The sequence below is a fragment of the Leptospira meyeri genome (assembly GCF_004368965.1).
In the GTDB taxonomy this organism is placed as follows: domain Bacteria; phylum Spirochaetota; class Leptospiria; order Leptospirales; family Leptospiraceae; genus Leptospira_A; species Leptospira_A meyeri.
Window position 1 is genome coordinate 2,429,657 of sequence record NZ_SORO01000001.1, and the last position, 17,700, is coordinate 2,447,356.

General features: G+C 38.7%; 13 protein-coding genes. 8 read left to right on the forward strand and 5 right to left on the reverse strand.

Features of this window, described 5'->3' with window-relative positions; all coding sequences use genetic code 11:
* The 5 genes from CLV96_RS11450 to CLV96_RS11470 all read right to left on the reverse strand — a co-directional run bounded on the left by CLV96_RS11450 (position 1) and on the right by CLV96_RS11470 (position 9,086).
* Positions 1 to 3,201: an efflux RND transporter permease subunit gene (locus CLV96_RS11450; protein WP_004785941.1), complete on the reverse strand. Its 3,201-nt coding sequence runs from the start codon at positions 3,199 to 3,201 to the stop codon at positions 1 to 3.
* Between the two features lie 11 nt (positions 3,202 to 3,212).
* Entirely contained in the window at positions 3,213 to 4,202 is a 990-nt protein-coding gene (locus tag CLV96_RS11455) for an efflux RND transporter periplasmic adaptor subunit (RefSeq protein WP_004787480.1), read from the reverse strand.
* Between the two features lie 224 nt (positions 4,203 to 4,426).
* A complete protein-coding gene (locus tag CLV96_RS11460) occupies positions 4,427 to 4,783 on the reverse strand; it encodes a hypothetical protein (RefSeq protein ID WP_134151968.1) in 357 nt (118 codons plus the stop codon).
* A 120-nt stretch (positions 4,784 to 4,903) separates the two neighbouring features.
* Entirely contained in the window at positions 4,904 to 6,532 is a 1,629-nt protein-coding gene (locus CLV96_RS11465; protein ID WP_004785085.1) for an alpha-glucosidase, read from the reverse strand.
* Between the two features lies 1 nt (position 6,533).
* Positions 6,534 to 9,086 (reverse strand): [protein-PII] uridylyltransferase family protein, encoded by a 2,553-nt coding sequence (locus CLV96_RS11470; protein ID WP_004786868.1) that lies wholly within the window; start codon positions 9,084 to 9,086, stop codon positions 6,534 to 6,536.
* A 38-nt stretch (positions 9,087 to 9,124) separates the two neighbouring features.
* Between CLV96_RS11470 and CLV96_RS11475 the strand changes: the two genes are divergently transcribed.
* The 8 genes from CLV96_RS11475 to CLV96_RS11510 all read left to right on the forward strand — a co-directional run bounded on the left by CLV96_RS11475 (position 9,125) and on the right by CLV96_RS11510 (position 17,699).
* Entirely contained in the window at positions 9,125 to 9,607 is a 483-nt protein-coding gene (locus CLV96_RS11475) for a hypothetical protein (protein WP_004787624.1), read from the forward strand.
* A 180-nt stretch (positions 9,608 to 9,787) separates the two neighbouring features.
* Positions 9,788 to 10,933, forward strand: coding sequence for a glycoside hydrolase family 172 protein (locus CLV96_RS11480; protein WP_051012795.1), 1,146 nt, complete (start codon positions 9,788 to 9,790; stop codon positions 10,931 to 10,933).
* A complete protein-coding gene (locus CLV96_RS11485; protein WP_004785458.1) occupies positions 10,926 to 11,843 on the forward strand; it encodes a sensor domain-containing diguanylate cyclase in 918 nt (305 codons plus the stop codon). Before CLV96_RS11480 ends, CLV96_RS11485 begins: the two co-directional genes overlap by 8 nt.
* A gap of 146 nt (positions 11,844 to 11,989) precedes the next feature.
* The gene (gene hrcA / locus CLV96_RS11490) at positions 11,990 to 13,021 is read left to right on the forward strand and encodes a heat-inducible transcriptional repressor HrcA (protein ID WP_004787354.1); all 1,032 of its coding nucleotides are present in this window, start codon (positions 11,990 to 11,992) and stop codon (positions 13,019 to 13,021) included.
* An 11-nt stretch (positions 13,022 to 13,032) separates the two neighbouring features.
* Complete coding sequence (gene grpE / locus CLV96_RS11495) at positions 13,033 to 13,605, forward strand: nucleotide exchange factor GrpE (protein WP_004784875.1); 573 nt, start codon at positions 13,033 to 13,035, stop codon at positions 13,603 to 13,605.
* A gap of 22 nt (positions 13,606 to 13,627) precedes the next feature.
* Positions 13,628 to 15,562 carry a molecular chaperone DnaK gene (gene dnaK, locus CLV96_RS11500; protein ID WP_004786162.1) on the forward strand — a complete coding sequence of 645 codons (1,935 nt, stop codon included), beginning with the start codon at positions 13,628 to 13,630 and terminating at the stop codon, positions 15,560 to 15,562.
* A gap of 22 nt (positions 15,563 to 15,584) precedes the next feature.
* Complete coding sequence (gene dnaJ / locus CLV96_RS11505; RefSeq protein WP_004786635.1) at positions 15,585 to 16,712, forward strand: molecular chaperone DnaJ; 1,128 nt, start codon at positions 15,585 to 15,587, stop codon at positions 16,710 to 16,712.
* Positions 16,713 to 16,736: 24 nt separating this feature from the next.
* Entirely contained in the window at positions 16,737 to 17,699 is a 963-nt protein-coding gene (locus CLV96_RS11510; protein WP_004784272.1) for a Gfo/Idh/MocA family protein, read from the forward strand.
* Position 17,700: the final 1 nt, after the last annotated feature.

Consider the following 17,700-nt stretch of genomic DNA (forward strand, 5'->3'; position numbering starts at 1 on the left):
TTACTTCTTTCCCCTTTTTAATTTTTTTCTTTCTATTTCTGAAGTTATGTAACTTTCAGGAGATTCTGTGAGTGGCATAAGATCTTCTTTGTAGATTAAAGTTTTACCCTTTGCTATGTTTGCAAAGATAATATATAATCCTGGAACGATGACAACACCAAAGATAGTTCCGAATACCATACCACCTAACGCGCAAGCGCCGATTGTATGATTGGCGATGGCTCCAGGGCCCGTTGCAAAAACCAGTGGTAATAAACCGGCAACAAAGGCAAACGAGGTCATAAGGATGGGACGAAATCTTGCTTTTGCCCCTTCGAGTGCTGCTTCAAATACTGTTAAACCTGCTTCTTGTCTTTGCCTTGCAAATTCTACAATTAGCACAGCGTTTTTTCCAAGAAGACCGATTAACATGATCATCCCAATTTGTGCATAGATATCGTTGGCAAGACCTAACAATTTCAAAAGAAAGAAGGTTCCGAAAATTCCTGGTGGGAGTGATAGGATCACCGAAAAAGGAATGATGAAACTTTCATATTGGGCAGAAAGAACAAGGTAAACGAATACAATTACTGCGAGGAAGATAAAGATGGCTTCATTCCCTCTGGCAGCTTCATCATAGGAAAGTCCTTCCCAACCCACTTCAAATCCTGCAGGTAAATTTTGAGAAGCTTTGCGAATTGCTTGGATGGCATCACCTGTTGTATAACCTTTGTTTGGTAAAACGTTTATTACCGATGAAGTATAAGCATTGTATCTTGTGATTTCGTTAGCACCTTGTTTTTGTTCGAGAGACAAAAACGCTGAATATGGAACCATTTCACCTTTGTCGTTTGGTGTGAATAATTTCAAAATATCAGATGGTAACCTGCGAAATTCAGGAAGTGATTGGACATAAACTTTAAAGAATTGGTTAAAACGGATGAACCCTTGTTCATACGTACTACCAACGAGGATGTCCAAATTGTCCATAGCTTCGCCTATGTTGACACCTTTTTGCATCGCCAGTTTTCGATCCAATTTCACTTCGAGTTGTGGAAACTTTGCTGAATAAAAAGAAAATAGCCCTGTTAACTCTTCTCTCTTTCTAAGTTCAGTCATAAATTCTTCATGGACTTTATCAAAGGCCGTATAATCACCGCTATTTGTTTTGTCCAACAATCGAAACATAACACCACCGGCCGCACCAAATCCGGGAACGGCAGGAGGTTCAAAAAATTCAATGATGGCGCCGAAGTTTTTTGTATTTCGTTCGAGTTCTTCCATCACATCGTGAACGGAATTTTTCCTATCCGACCAATCTTTTAAACTGATGAGACAAGTTCCTGCGTTGGAACCTTCCCCTTCTGTTAAAATTTCATAACCGGCAAGGGAAGCAACTGAGTCCACACCTTCAATTTTTAATGCAATCTCTTGGAGTTTGCGTGCGACATCGTTTGTTTTTTCAATCGTTGATCCGGGAGGAGTTTGTATGACGGCGTAAATCATACCTTGATCTTCTCCTGGAACAAATCCAGCGGGAACAATTTGTGTTAGTACCAGAAATCCAACTGTAAAACTAAGAAGGATGGAAACAATAAACACTTTCGATCCAGAAAAACGATGCATTAAGTTTACATATTTTTCTGTTACTTGATCAAAATAGAAATTGAATTTGGTTAAGAAGATATCGATGGGATTGTGAGTTTTTTTATCGTGTGAATGTGGTTTTAGAATCATAGCTGTTAACACGGGAGTGAGTGTTAAGGCTACAAATCCTGATAACACGATGGACGTTGCCATTGTGATCGCAAACTGCCGGTAGAAAACTCCTACAGGTCCAGGCAAAAAAGTCACAGGAACAAAAACCGCTGTCATAAGGAGTGTGATGGCAATGACGGCACCGCTGATTTCTCCTAAAACACTTTTTACAGATGCATATACACTTAAATGTTCTTCTGACATTTTTGCATGCACTGCTTCCACAACAACAATCGCATCATCCACAACAATTCCAATGGCGAGAACCATCGCAAATAGTGTAATCAAGTTGATGGTAAGGCCGAGAGCCAACATAAAAGAAAATGCACCAATTAAGGATACGGGAACTGCTATGATGGGAATGAGTGTGGAGCGCCAATCTCCAAGAAAGATAAACACGACGATGGCAACGAGGACAAAGGCTTCTACCAGTGTATGAATTACTTTTTCGATAGCAGCATCGATAAAGTTTGAAACATCATAACTGAGTTTGTAATCCATCTGCGGAGGAAATGTTTTTTTCAGTTCTTCTAACTTTGATTTGATATCCTCGATGACTTCTTTTGCATTACTTCCTTCCGTTTGTTTGAACATGATGGCTGCGGCCGGATGCCCATCCACATCGGAGTAAATATTATAAAACTCACTATCAAGTTCGACTTTTGAAATATCTTTTAAGTATAAAACTTCTCCGCCGGTTTTGGCCCGGATGATGATATTTTCATACTGTTGTGGTTCGTTGTACCAACCTTCATAGGTAAGTGTATATTCTAATGATTGAGCTTCTTTCCCAGAACTTTGTCCAAGCCGGCCAGGTCTTGCAATGATACTTTGGTTTTCAATGGCCTTCATCACTTCGGAAGTCGTTACATTGTAGGCTCTCATTCGATCTGGATTCAACCAAACACGCATGGCGTACTGTCTTGTTCCTAAGATCTTTGCTTGTCCGATTCCATGGATTCGTTTTAATTCGGGAAGTAGGAAGACTGTTGCATAATTATAAAGAAACTTCTCACTCGCATTAGGATCTTTGCTGAATAAGTTTACATACAACAACATACTTGGTTGTACAGGCTGTACAAAAATTCCTTCCAAACGCACAAGTGCTGGAACTCGATACATCATCTGATCCACCCTAGTTTTTACCTGTACTAAGGCATCATTTGGATTGGTTCCTGGTTCAAATAATACTTGAATGATCGCATCACCAGAACTTGTGGATGATGAAATCATATATCGCATTCCAGCAACTCCATTGATTGCTTGTTCGAGAGTTGTGATAGTTGATTGCACTAATACTTGTGCACTTGCACCGGGAAAGGATAAAGTAATGGTCACCCTTGGAGGTGCAATTTCGGGAAATTGTGATACTGGAATATTTTTGATCGAAATCAAACCAACAAAAACAATTAACACGGATAAAACGATAGCAAGGACGGGTCTTTGGAGAAATTTAGTAAACATAAATTGATCTCCTAATGAGCTGCTAAGTTGAAACTTTTAAGTATATTTTCACGAGATTCCACTTTGTATTTGATTACATCGTCATCGTGAACTTTACCAAGCCCTTCTAAAAGAATGATATCGTTTTCGGAAATCCCAGACTCTACAACAAATAGGTGAGGAATTTCATTTGCGATTTTGATCTCAGTGGCTTTGATTTTACCTTTCAGATTGACTATATAAACATAATGTTTATCTAAAACTTCGAAAGTTGCTTTCTGAGGAATGATCAATGCATCTTTCAGTTTTTCATGAACGACAACGTTGCCTGTTTCTCCATGGCGTAAAAGTCGTTCTGGATTGGAAAATGTGGCTCGAAACGGAATGGTTCCGGTTTCGCTATCGAATTCACCTTCGATTGTATCAGCGATTCCTTCATACTTAAAAAATTGATTATTTGCCATTAAGAATTTTACTTTTAATGGTTTGTCGCTAGATTTCCTATCACTTGTAAAATTCAAGTAATCTTTTTCGGATACATTAAAGTAAACCCAGAGTTTGGAGATATCAGAGATGGTTGTTAATAGTGTTCCTTCTTCTACCAAACTTCCCAAACGAACTTGGAATCGATCGGTAATTCCAGTAAACGGTGCCGTTACTGTTGCTAAGTTGAGATGGATTTGTGCCAAGTCCATTGCTGCTTTATTTTTTTTCAACCTAGCTTTGATTAATGACAACTCAGTTTGAGATACCACATTCTCTTTAAAAAGTTTTTCCGTGTTTTCAAATTCGATTGAAGTGGATTCATATTCGGCTTTTGCTTTTTCGTATTGAGCATTCACAAGCATAGGCATTACTTGAAAAAGTTTTTGGCCTTTTTTTACAACTTTTCCTTCATCCATATAGATATTGGTTAAGTATCCTTTTTCAAATGCTCTTATTTCTATGCGTTGAATGGCTTTTACTTGTGCCACATAACTTTTTTCAATCGTTACATCTTGTTTCCAAGGGTAAGCCGCCATAAGTGAATTTTTTTCTTCATGGTTGTCTGAATGACAGTTTACTAGAATAAAATTTAATAAGAATATACTAATGAAAAATATAGAAATTCTGTGGAAGTGTGAGCTTTTACGCTCTAAAAGAAATTTCATGGTGTCCTCACTTTGCGAAACGTTATGTTGCGACAAAAGAATTCGATCTAAGATCATCAGACTGCAAAGATATGCAGCCATCGAAGGAAAAGATGTTAGATGGAATAATAGGTAGGAGGTGCTCGGTTTTTCGGTTTTTCTAGGCTATCTGTGGAAACGGGACTTACAGAAAGCTTAGTAAGAGATTCAGAAAAATATTCAATTGGTAGTGGGATGTAAAAAGATAAGGAAGAATAAATTTGACTTTGATGAAAAGAATCTAACCTGGCTTCTTCTTCATTTGGTTCGGAAATACTGCCATGAAAATTGTTAAAGTCGAATAAACTGAATGGATTATATGATTTTGTTTCGAGATGAGAGGTAAAACTAGTTGGATATCCTTCAGTGTTAGTACTGACGAATATTAGTGAGAATAGTACGATAGCGAGTCTACTCACAATAGTCTTTTTCATTACCATAACCATCTACTGCCAGCGAATTCTCGAAAGAAGAATTGTCAACAGTTTAAAACAATTCTAAATCTTATACAAATATTAGAAGTAAATTGGTTCGTTTTGTTACCGAAATTTTTTTTATTTTGCAAAAATAACAGCTTCATTTGGGAAAAGAAGCAAACCTCCAAGGTCCAACTCTTTTTCTAACTCAAAAGAGGATGATCGATTTGCAGAACTAAAAAGAATTTCACCTAGAATCCATTTTCGAGGATAAAAAACTTTCTCTGGTTTTGAAGAAAAGTTTAAAAATATATATGTCTCTTCTTTTCCTTCTCTTCTCCTATAGTATAGCACTTGTTTGTCTGGACTCAAAAGAATTTTTAATTTGCCCTTTCTTAAAGACTTTCTATCTTTTCTTAGTTGGATCAGTTTTTTATAAGTGTAAAATAGAGAATTGGGATCGTCTTTCTGAGATTCCACGTTAAGTGTTTGTGCATCCTCATACAATGGCAACCATGGTTTCCCTGTCGTAAAACCAGTTGTGTTGGTTCCGTCCCAAGGCATTGGTATTCGTTCTGGATCGCGACCAGGATGGAAAGGCCAATATCGTTTTCCAACGGGGTCTTGGATTTTATTGTAAGGAACCTTTTGACGTTTCATTCCTATTTCTTCACCATAATAAAGAAAAGGTGTTCCACGAAGCGTTAACATCATGCAGGCGGCCAACTTTGCTCTTGCGATCGTGTCGCTTCCTTTTTCATATCTTGTGATATGTCGTGGAAAATCATGGTTGGAGAGGGTGTAGTTTGGCCAATTGTCTTCTCCAAGAGCGGATTCAAAATCTTTTACAATTTGAAAGAATCGTTCCGCTTTCCAAGGAGAGAAGAGGAACATAAAATTAAAAGCAAGGTGTAATTCATCGTTACGTCCACAGTATGTTGCGGGTAAGAGAACATTTCCGGGAAAATCTTGCATAATCTCGCCAACAAACATGCGTCTTTCGGAATAAGAATCCAAAAGTTTACGCATCCGGCGAAGGATTCCATGCATTTCGGGACGATCACGATCATAAGCATGGACTTGTTTGTCGTATGGTCTTGGCCCTTTCATAAAATAAGAGGCATTGTTTCGGAGGAATTCATCTTTTACATATAAGTTGACTACATCCAACCGAAATCCATCGACTCCCATATCCAACCAATACTTCATCATTTTAAATATGGCATCTTCTACATCGGGATTACGCCAATTTAAATCAGGTTGTTCTTTGAGAAATGAATGGAAATAGTATTCGCCAGTTCGTTTGTCATATTCCCAACCTGATCCACCAAATGCACCTAACCAATTATTTGGTGGACCGTTGTGTTTTGGTTCTTTCCAAATGTACCAATCCCTTTTCGGACTATTGACAGAAGATCTAGATTCAATAAACCAAGGATGTAAATGAGAAGTATGATTGACAACAAGATCCATGATGATTCGAATTCCACGTTTGTGTGCTTCCTTTAATAAACGTTTGAAGGTTTGGATGTCTCCATAAACCGGATCAATTTCTTCATAATCAGAAATATCATAACCAAAATCAAACATAGGAGATGGGTATACCGGAGATAACCAAATGGCATCAATTCCAAGAGAATCCTTGGATCCTGCAAGATAATCCAAACGTTGTATGATTCCTTCTAAGTCTCCAATTCCATCTCCATTGGAATCTTGGAAACTACGTGGATAAATTTGATAGATGACTGCTTCTTTCCACCATGCCATATTAAAAATTAATCTCCATGATACCTTGGTTTTCTTTTACTCTTGCAACCGAGAGGATTCTTTCTTTGATTGCTAAGAGTAACCCTGTATCCTCAATTTTTCTACCATTTTTAGTTTGAATATGAAAAGAGTCGTAAGCAAAATCTGCACTGGTAGAGATCCTGACAAAAATGACTTCTAATTCAAAATCAAGTAATGTTTTTAGAATTCGATACACAAGTCCAATAGAATCGGGAACTCTGACTTCTAAAACAGAATAAGACTCAGAAATATCATTAGCGAATTTCACTAATTCTTCTACCATTCCATCCGGAATTTGTGGTAATGTTTTCCAAATATTTGTTGTGGAAGCTAGGTCTTCGATATTGGTTTTTCCTTCAATACATTCTGTTAAGGTCGATTCAATATCGGTAATTTGTTGTTCTGCAATTTCTCCACTACCATATTCATCCGTGATTTGTGCTTGTAAAATGAGTTGGTTTTCTTCTGTTCGGAAGAGCCGTAACCCCACCAAACTAAGTCCTAACGATGATATGGTTCCTGAAAGATACAGTAACATTTGTTTGTCTGGTTTTGCAAAGATGGATAAGGTGACAAAAGCAGGTTCTCTTTCGGTAATCATTCGAAAAGGTAATCCAGAACTTTGCCACTCATAAAGTAAACTGAAGTGCTGGAAAACACGTCTAGGTGTATTGTAGTTTAAGTAAGAAGAAGGTTTGATTTTCATTCCAAACTCTACAATGTGTTCGGATTGTTCTGCGGTGAGACCTTCTTTTTCAATTAAGTACGTTTCTAAAGTAGATTCGATTCGGTCTTGAGTATCAGTAAGATTTCCTTTTTTTTGTAAGTAGGTGAGAGTGGAACTAAAGAGAAAATGTAAGATTTCTTTTTTCCAATTAGTTAAGATCCCTTGGCCGACTGATTTTGTATCAATGATGGTAAGAACATATAAAAGTCTAAGAGTGTTTTCGTTAGAAAATTGTTTTGCAAAAGACGAAATGAGTTTGGGATCATATATGTCTCGTTTGGATGATAACTCTGACATCACAATATGTTCGGCGACAAGAAATCGTAAAAGTTCTGTGTCTTCTTCTGACAATCGGAAACGTTCGGCAATGATGAGGGCAAGCTCTGCACCGTATTGGCTATGGTCACCTTCTTTTACTTTTCCCGCATCATGAATGAGAATTGCGAGTGCTAAAATTTCAATTTTTTCGCAAACATTGAATACATCTTGGACTTGTCTATCTTCCCATAAATCAGCAATCAAAACATCCAATTCTCTTAAAATCAAAAGTGTGTGTTCATCAACTGTGTATTGGTGGTGGTAACTAAAAAGAGGAAAGTTTGTACAAGCTCCAAATTCAGGAATGAGTTTTCCGAGTATGTTACATTCATGCATCAGTGTGAGTGTATGACCGATTCGATTTTTTTTGCGTAACATTTCAAGAAAGGTATCTAAAACAGATTTTTGATTTTTAAAATCATCATCTAAAAAGTGAGATGCGAATCTAATTTGGTTTAAATCGATACGAGAAGGTTCTTCTTGGTTACTTTGCGATTCAGCAAAAAATTGAATGATGTCATCGTACAAACTGTCGGGATTTGAAAGTTCTTTTTGAATTCGTTTTTTGTTGAAATTTGTTTTTTCATCCAAATAAGTTCCGATGTAAAAATACACGTCTTTTTGAGCTTTATAAAATTGGCTCATAAAAGCCTCGAGAGTTTTGATTTCGTTTTTGGGACCAAATCCTAAAAACTCAGCAACTTCGGGTTGGAGTCCTAAATCCAATCGATCATTTTTTCTTCCACTGATGATATGAAGTGCGGATCTTGTTAAGAGTAAAAAATCATAAGCTGATAGAAGTGTTAAACTATCCCCAATCAGATAAAAATCAAAAATTCCACCATCAGCAGAATCAGCCAGAGGATTGGTTTTTTCAATCCAATACATATGTTGGATATCACGAAGGCCCAAGGGATCTGTTTTGATATTTGGTTCGGAAAGTAAAATGGGATTATAAGAATTAATGATTCGTTCTCGAAGGTAAGAAAGTTTCCATTCATTAAAAACTTTGATGGTTTTCTCTGGAATTTTTGCTAAAAATTCTGATTTGTATTTTTGAAATAGAATTTCTGAACCTACAAGAAAACGTGAATCAAGAACTGCATGAAAGGTTTCGATTTGGTCTAAATATTGAAATGATTCTTTGATCGTGCGACAAGAATGTCCGACTTCCTTTTCATTGTTGTATAAGAATGTGTTAATTTTTGAAATGATCTCACCGAGGATTTTTTCTGATAATTTTCCATCATGCAGATATAGGATGTCTATGTCAGAGTAGGGAGCAAGTTCCCTGCGACCATATCCACCCACCGCAATTAAACAAAGATGGTCTTTTATTGGGATTCCAGCCGACACCTCGTTGAAAAGAGTTCGAATCGACTCGTCGACAAGATTACTCAACTGGCGCGTGAACAATCGACCGGAAGCAACTGTTTTGGCTTTTGGAAATGTCCGTTGCAGTTTTGCCTTGAGTTCTGATTTCATCATGTTAAGATGGGTTTCCTACCTTATTGGACAACTTTAACATGAATCCGAAGATTAAAATCACAATTCAGTTTATTTTCAGCCATCTTTCAGCTTATCTACTGGTATCCGTCCCATATTTCCAGTTTGTTATGAAAGAATATTATGAGGGTGAAAACGCCGTATTCCCATTGTTCCTCATTACGGCAAATGATGGTGCGGCTTGGTCAAGAGCGATGTTCTGGTTGTTTCCGGCACTCATTTCACAAGCCATTCTTATGGTTAGTTTTGTGATTGTCATTTGGGATTGGTTTCGAATTCAAAGTTTCGGCAAACAGATGTTTGTATTGATTTGGATGAGAACAATCCTTGGAGGTCTAGCTACAATCTCTCCTGCTGTCGGTAGTTTGGAAGGAATGGTATTTTTGATTCCAGAAGTATCGATATCCATCCATCTCTATGTAGTCTTTGAAATCTTTTTGCAATCAATTGTGCACGCTGGGATTTTTCTTACATTAGTGAACCGCAGGAAACCAACCACATAGAATGGCTAAAGTCTCATCAACATAAAAAATAAAATGATATTTTGAAACTTTAAATTATAAAAATCATAAATGAAACTGAGATCTTATTCTATGCACATTCACCAACTTCCATTTTTAAATACTTTTGGTACGAAATTACTTTGTTTCCACAATAAACGAATTTTGATTCTCCTTATTGGAATGATTTACTTTTCCGCCAGTACTTTGTTTGCTGATGGATGGGAGTCTTCCCTGTGGAAAGATAAAACATACCGCAACCAAAGGGTATCCAGTGCAGATCCTACAAACGGTAATGATGATTTTATCAAAATTCCAAAGAAAAAAACTGTTACTATAGCAGAGATCAAAACAAGAGGAGTGATCAAACACATTTGGATGACCCTTGCCAGTAAAGATCCAATGGCCAGAAAAAATGTCGTGATTCGAATGTATTGGGACAATCATCCTCATCCATCTGTAGAAGTTCCGTTAGGTGAATTCTTTGGACAAGGTTGGGGAGAAGAATACATTATGAATTCTGCCCCACTTGTGGCTGCTCCCAAAAAAGGAAAGTCTATGAATTCTTACTTTCCGATGCCCTTCGAATCAGGTGCGAAGATCGAAATTGAAAATGAATCGGACGAAGACATCAGTAATTTTTACTTTTACATTGATTATGAAGAATGGAAAGAACCGTTAAATTCTAATTTACGTTTCCATGCGCAGTGGAATCGAAATTCTACAAAACCTAACACAGCCAATGGGAAAGAAAACGAATGGGGACTTCTTGGTGAAACTGAAAAAACAGTTTTCAAAAAAGAAAATTACTTTAACGTTCTCGAAACAGAAGGTAAAGGCCAGTTTGTAGGCCTCAATTTGTATGTAGATTCTCCCACTCCGCTTTGGTATGGCGAAGGTGATGATTTGATTTTCATTGATGGGAATCAAACAGAAGCCAATCTAAAGGGAACAGGAACGGAAGATGTTTTTAACACAGCTTGGTCACCAAAAGAAATCTTTATGCATCCTTATTTCGGATATCCACGAGTCTCTGATTCTGTTGGTTGGCTTGGTAGAACTCATTTGTATCGCTTTTGGGTGGAATCCCCCATTCGTTTTGAAAAAAATTTCCTATTCTTATTCGAGCATGGACATGCAAATTCCTTGACCTTAGATTTGATCGCTGTTGCCTATTGGTATCAAGGTCTGAATCCAAAACCATTGAAGGTTTTGCCGAAAAAAGAATTCCGTACCAACAAACCGGAAATTAATTTTCGTCATATCCACAAGTGGCGGGATTCATTCCGAAGCGAAAAAGGTTATGGGGAAATTTGGGGCAATGAATGAGATTAATACGGATGTGTTTGTTAGAGAAATTGTTTCTCAATCAATTGATGCAATTGTCGTTTTAGATACGAATAACAAAATACTATTTAGCAATTTAGCATTACAATCGTTAACTGGTTACTCGAAAGAAGAATTAGAACAAAAAACTTTTTCATTCCTCTTTCCTCCGAATGAAAAAGGCGAACAAAACTCAATTGAAACATTTGTTAGTTCCAAAGATTCGCATTATATTGCTGGATTTTTAAAGGAACTAGAGCTTGTCACCAAACCCAAAGGGACCATCCCTGTTGAGATCCGAGCTTTCACCATTCATAATGATCATGAAATGTTTTATGCGGCCATCATTCGTGATGTCAGGGAACGTAGGCGTCTCGAAGAACAAAAAAATGTTCTCATCAATAGTTTGAGACGATTGGCTTATATGGATGAATTGACAATGTTGCCAAACCGTCGTTCCTTTTCGGAAAGTTTGCAAAAAACTGTCGCCACGGTCAAACGTCGCAACCGGGAATCCGTGTTAGCAGTTCTCGACATCGATCATTTCAAAGTCATCAACGATACCTATGGGCACGACATTGGGGATTTGGTTTTGAAAAAAATGGCCAATATCTTTGTGGATTGCCTCAGAGAAGAAGACACAGTGGGCAGGATTGGGGGAGAAGAGTTTGGTTGTATCCTCCCCGACACAACCACAGAAGGCGCAACCATCGTCCTTGACCGATTACGTGAATCGGTCGAAAACCATCGTTTTTTCATCTTCGATAACTATTACCTCAATATCACCTTAAGCATTGGGTATACCAAGGTTCACCCCATCCAAAAGCCAGAGGAGATTTTGAAATTGGCGGACATTGCTCTCTACCAAGCGAAGAACCACGGACGTAACCAGATCCAAGTTTACCCCGTGTGACATAATTTTAGCAGATTCTGATAAACTCTGCTAAAATTCCAGACTCCAACCTTCTTCCTGCTTGACGAAAAAAACCCAAATCCGTAAACTTTAAGCATAGATTAGCACTCTAATCATCAGAGTGCTAAAGGAAGTGCCAAAAGGATATGGATCTATCCCCTAGACATCGATCTATTTTGAAAGCCTTGGTTGAGGAATTTGTATCGGACAACAAACCGGTCGGATCCAAAACCCTTTCTGAAAAATACGATATCGGTGTTTCCCCTGCCACCATCCGCTCTTGTTTGGCGGAACTGGAAGAGATGGGTTTCATCGTGGCAAGGCATACTTCCGGTGGACGGGTTCCTACAGAACGCGGTTACCGGTTGTATGTGGACAGCTTGGTGACTTTGTTTGAGTTAACCATGCGCGAGAAACAAAGGATCCAGGAAGAGTATCTTCGGATGCAATTTCGATTGGACCAAGTTCTCATCGCGACATCGAAAGTTTTGGCTTCCCTTTCGCAATCGGCCAGTGTGGTTCTCGGACCTGAAGGGTCACTGGATACACTCAAACATATTGAACTCATCCATGTAAATGGTGGAGAAGTTCTTATGATTCTTGTGATGCGGTCAGGTACAGTGCTCAATCGAAATATTTTTTTCGATTACCATATCTCACAAGAGACCTTGTATCAAATTTCAAGGTATTTGAATGATAACGTCAAAGGTTTTGACGTTCATGAAATTCAAAGTAATCTGATTCCGCAGATGATGATGAAAAAGGAAGGTCCAGAAGGATTTTCTTTATTTGCACCATCCATTGCAAGAGCCATGGGATCAGACAGTTTGTCCGTTGATAACTTGTATATCGATGGGTTAAAAAACTTATATGAAAACTTTAAGGATGAAGAGGAACAATTAGAAAACATCCTGCATCTATTTGATGAAAAACAGTTCCTCAAAGAGTTTTTTAGCGATTATGTTCCGATGGATGGTGTTTATACCATTATCGGAAAAGACGGCAATGAGAAGTTAGGTGGTGTTACCATCATTACCACAAATTACCGTATGGGAGAAAAGAGGATTGGTTCCATGGGAATCATTGGTCCTCAGAGGATGAATTACAACAAAGCATTACCTTTGATAGAATTCACTTCGCAGTTGGTTTCTGAAATGATTACGAAATTGAGTAGATAGTAGGAGGAAAAATGGCAGAAGAAACAAATCAGTCCGTGGGTGAACAAAACGTGTCAGTCGAAGAAGGGCAGACCATTACGGATGAAGCCATTGAACAAGCGGTAGAAGGTACTGAGAAAGAACTCGATAACGCCAAAAAGGAAATCGAAACTTTAAAAGATTCTTGGTTAAGGGAACGTGCGGAGTTTCAAAACTACAAACGTAGAACCGCAAACGACTTGTTAAATGCAAGAAAAGAATCCATCAAAAAGTTTGCGGAAGGACTGACTGGTGCTTTGGACAACTTAGAACGAGTTTCTAATGTTCCGAACCAAACTCCGGAAGTGGTCGCCTTTGTTGAAGGGATCAAGATGGTTCAAAAGGAATTTTATTCCGTATTGGAAAAAGAAGGAATCAAACGTTTAGATCCGAAAGGTATGCCGTTTGATCCAATGTTAATGGAAGCAATTGCTTCTGAGGAAAGTGCAGAGTTTGTGGAAGAGACGGTTGTGGAAACTTACCAAGCTGGTTATTACCATGAAGAAGGTGAAAACAAACAATCCATTCGACCTGCACGCGTGAAAGTGGGAAAACCACAAAGTTAATATTAGAAAGAAGGAGAAGACTATGTCTAAGGAAAAAATCATAGGTATCGATTTAGGAACCACTAACTCTTGTGTGGCGGTTATGGAAGGTGGAGACCCAGTTGTCATTCAAAACTCAGAAGGGGCAAGAACCACTCCTTCGATTGTTGCCTTTACTGCAAAGGGTGAAACCATTGTAGGTCAGTTCGCAAAGAACCAGGCAATTACGAATGCAGTAAATACAATCCGTTCTGCGAAACGTTTTATCGGTCGTCGATTTAACGAGGCTGGTGACGAAGCAAAGATGGTATCTTACAAAGTGATCCGTGCTGGAAATGACGGTGTAAAATTTGAAACCGTTTCTGGTGAATTCACTCCACAAGAAATTGCAGCTCGTGTTCTTCAAAAAATGAAGAAAACTGCGGAAGACTTTCTTGGCCATGAAGTAAAAAAAGCAGTTGTGACTGTTCCTGCTTACTTCAATGACGAACAAAGACAAGCAACAAAAGACGCAGGTCGAATTGCTGGTTTAGAAGTAGAACGTATCATCAACGAACCAACTGCGGCAGCTCTTGCTTACGGTTTTGATAAGAAAAAAACCAGTGCTAAGATCGCCGTATATGACTTAGGTGGTGGAACTTTTGACGTTTCTATCCTTGAGCTTGGTGATGGAGTTTTTGAAGTAAAATCCACAAATGGGGACACTCATCTTGGTGGTGACGACTTTGATAACGTTGTTATGCAGTGGATGATTGATGAATTCAAAAAACAAACTGGAATTGATATTTCTGGAGATAAAAACACAGTACAACGTTTGAAAGAAGCTGCTGAAAAAGCTAAAATCGAGTTGTCTGGAACATCTTCCACTCAGATCAACCTTCCATTTATCACAGCAGATGCTTCTGGTCCAAAACATTTGGATATGACACTCACCAAAGCAAAGTTTGATGAGATTACGAGATCTCTTGTAGAAAGAACTCGAATTCCATGTTTAAATGCATTAAAAGATGCAGGTCTTTCTGCGAGTGAAATCGATGAAGTCATCCTTGTGGGTGGATCGATTCGTATCCCTGCGGTGCAAGCTCTTGTAAAAGAAATTTTTGGAAAAGAACCTAACAAATCTGTAAACCCTGATGAAGTAGTAGCCGTTGGTGCTGCGATCCAAGGGGGAGTTCTTGCTGGTGATGTAACAGATGTATTGTTACTCGATGTAACTCCACTTTCACTTGGGATTGAAACTCTCGGTGGTGTGATGACAAAACTCATCGAAAGAAACACAACCATCCCTACAAGAAAATCGCAAGTGTTCTCTACTGCTGCAGATAGCCAAACAACAGTTTCGGTTCATGTATTACAAGGGGAACGTGAGATGGCTAGTGCCAATAGAACCCTCGGTCGATTTGACTTAGTGGGAATTCCATCAGCACCAAGAGGAGTACCTCAAATCGAAGTAACATTTGATATCGACGCAAACGGTATTGTCCATGTATCTGCGAAAGATTTAGGAACAGGAAAAGAACAAAAGATTCGTATTGAATCTTCTTCGGGACTCTCTGAAGAAGAAATCAAAAAGATGGTAAAAGATGCAGAAGCTCATGCAGAAGAAGATAAAAAACTTCGCGAAGCTGCTGATACTAAAAACGAATTGGAAGCGATTGTTTACCAATTAGAAAAAACCATCGGTGAATCTGCTGACAAACTCGACGAATCAGAAAAACAAAGAGCACAGGACGAAATCAAACGCGGCCGTGAAGCTATGGAATCTGGTGACGTAGAAAGAATGAAGGCTTCTCGTGATTCTATCCAACAAGTTGCAATGCAAATTGGACAAAAGATTTATTCACAAGCAGGTCCTGAAGCAGGAGCTCCGGGAGCAGAGCAAGCAGGTGCTGCTGGTCAAGGTGCAAGTGAATCTTCTGCCGGTGGCGAAAAGGTCGTTGATGCGGATTACACCGTAGTTGATGAAGATAAAAAATAAATAGAGAAAAAGAAGTAAAACTATGAGCGACCGTGGTTACTACGAAGTATTAGGCGTTTCGAAAGGTGCCTCTGATGATGAGATCAAGAGCGCCTATCGTAAGTTAGCCATTAAATATCACCCTGATAAAAATAAGGGTGATAAAGAAGCGGAAGAAAAATTCAAAGAGGCAACCGAAGCCTATGAAGTGTTACGTGATGCACAAAAACGTGCGGCGTACGATCAATACGGCAAGGCAGGCGTGAATGCGGGAGCCGGCGGAGGATACGGAGCAGGTGCTTATACAGACTTCTCCGATATCTTCGGTGACTTTGGCGACATCTTCAGTGAGTTTTTCGGAGGCGGAGGTGGTGGCGGTAGCCGCGGTGGTGGAAGAAGGTCCGGTCCTCAAAGAGGATCGGATTTACGTTATAATTTAGAAGTTAGTTTAGAAGATGCAGCTCTCGGAAAAGAATATAAAATAGAAATCCCGCGACTTGAAACTTGTGTGGATTGTTCTGGATCGGGAGCAGCAAAAGGATCTTCACCTACAGTTTGTCCTGATTGTTCGGGAACAGGCCAAGTGCGAAGAACCCAAGGTTTTTTTAGTGTGACCACCACTTGTCCACGTTGTAAAGGAAAAGGAAAAGTCATTTCCAATCCTTGTAAAACTTGCAAGGGTGAGGGACTAACAGAGAAAAGACGAACAATTCATATTAAAATTCCTGCAGGTGTTGAATCTGGTAGCCGACTCAAAGTTTCTGGTGAAGGTGAGTCTGGCCCGAACGGTGGTCCAAGTGGTGATTTGTATGTAGTAACACATATCAAAAAACACCCAACCTTTGAACGCCAAGGAAACGATTTAATTGTTCAAAAAACAATTTCTTTGTCTATGGCTTGCCTAGGTGGTGAGATCGAAGTGCCTTCGATTGATGGAAAGACCATCAACTTAAAAATTCCAGAAGGAACGGAAAGTGGACAAATCTTCCGCTTAAAAGGACATGGAATCCCATACCTTGGTTCTTATGGCAAAGGAGACCAACACGTGATCATTAAAGTGGAAATTCCTAAGAAACTTTCTAAAAAACAGAGAGAACTTATGGAAGAATTTGCCCGTGAGTCCGGCGAAAAGGTCGGCAGTGGTGGAAAATCTAAGTTGTTTTTCCGCTGAACTTTTGGAGTATTGAGAGCATCTATGGATAAAAAAGTCCGACTCGGAGTCATTGGTACTGGCCACATGGGCCAATACCACGTAAACGTTGCTAAACAGCTTTCTGATGCTGAACTCATCGGAATATTTGATGCCAACTTGGAACGCGCCAATCAAATTGCTGAAAAACATAAAACAAAAGCGTTTCCTACTGTGGAAGAATTGTTAAAGGAAACGGATGCTATTGTAATTGCCGCTCCTACTTTCCTTCATCATAAAATCGCAAAACAAGCATTAACTGAAAAGAAACATGTTTTGGTTGAAAAACCAATTTCACAAACAGTGGAAGAAGCAAAAGAACTTGTGGCTTTAGCAAAACAGAACAACTTAATTTTGCAAGTTGGACACGTGGAAAGGTTTAATGGAGCCGTTTTGGAACTTGGAAAAATTGCCGAACATCCACTTCTCATTGAATCCAGAAGGATTGCACCTTATAATAGCCGAATCACTGATGTTGGTGTTGTTTTGGATATGATGATCCATGACATTGACATCGTTTTAAACTTGGTGAAATCAGAAGTGACGAATGTCAAAGCAGTTGGATCATCAATTGTATCCAATCATGAAGATGTTGCAAGCGTGGTTCTTACTTTTGCAAATGGATGTGTTGCATCACTCAATGCTTCACGTGCTTCCCAAGCAAAAATTAGAACACTCAATATCTCTCAAAAAGATTCTTATGTATTTCTAGATTTTACAAACCAAGAAATTGAGTTACATAGACAAGCAAGTTCTACCACTCAACTTGGTACTGGAGAAATCAAATACAGACAAGAATCCATCGTAGAAAAAATCTTTGTTCACAAAGATAACCCACTCAAACAGGAACATGAACACTTTGTAAAATGTATTAAAGGAGAATCCGAGCCAATGGTGAAAGGTGATTCTGATATCAAAACATTAGAAGTGGCTTATAAGATCCTGGAAGAAATTCACGGAAAAAAATAAT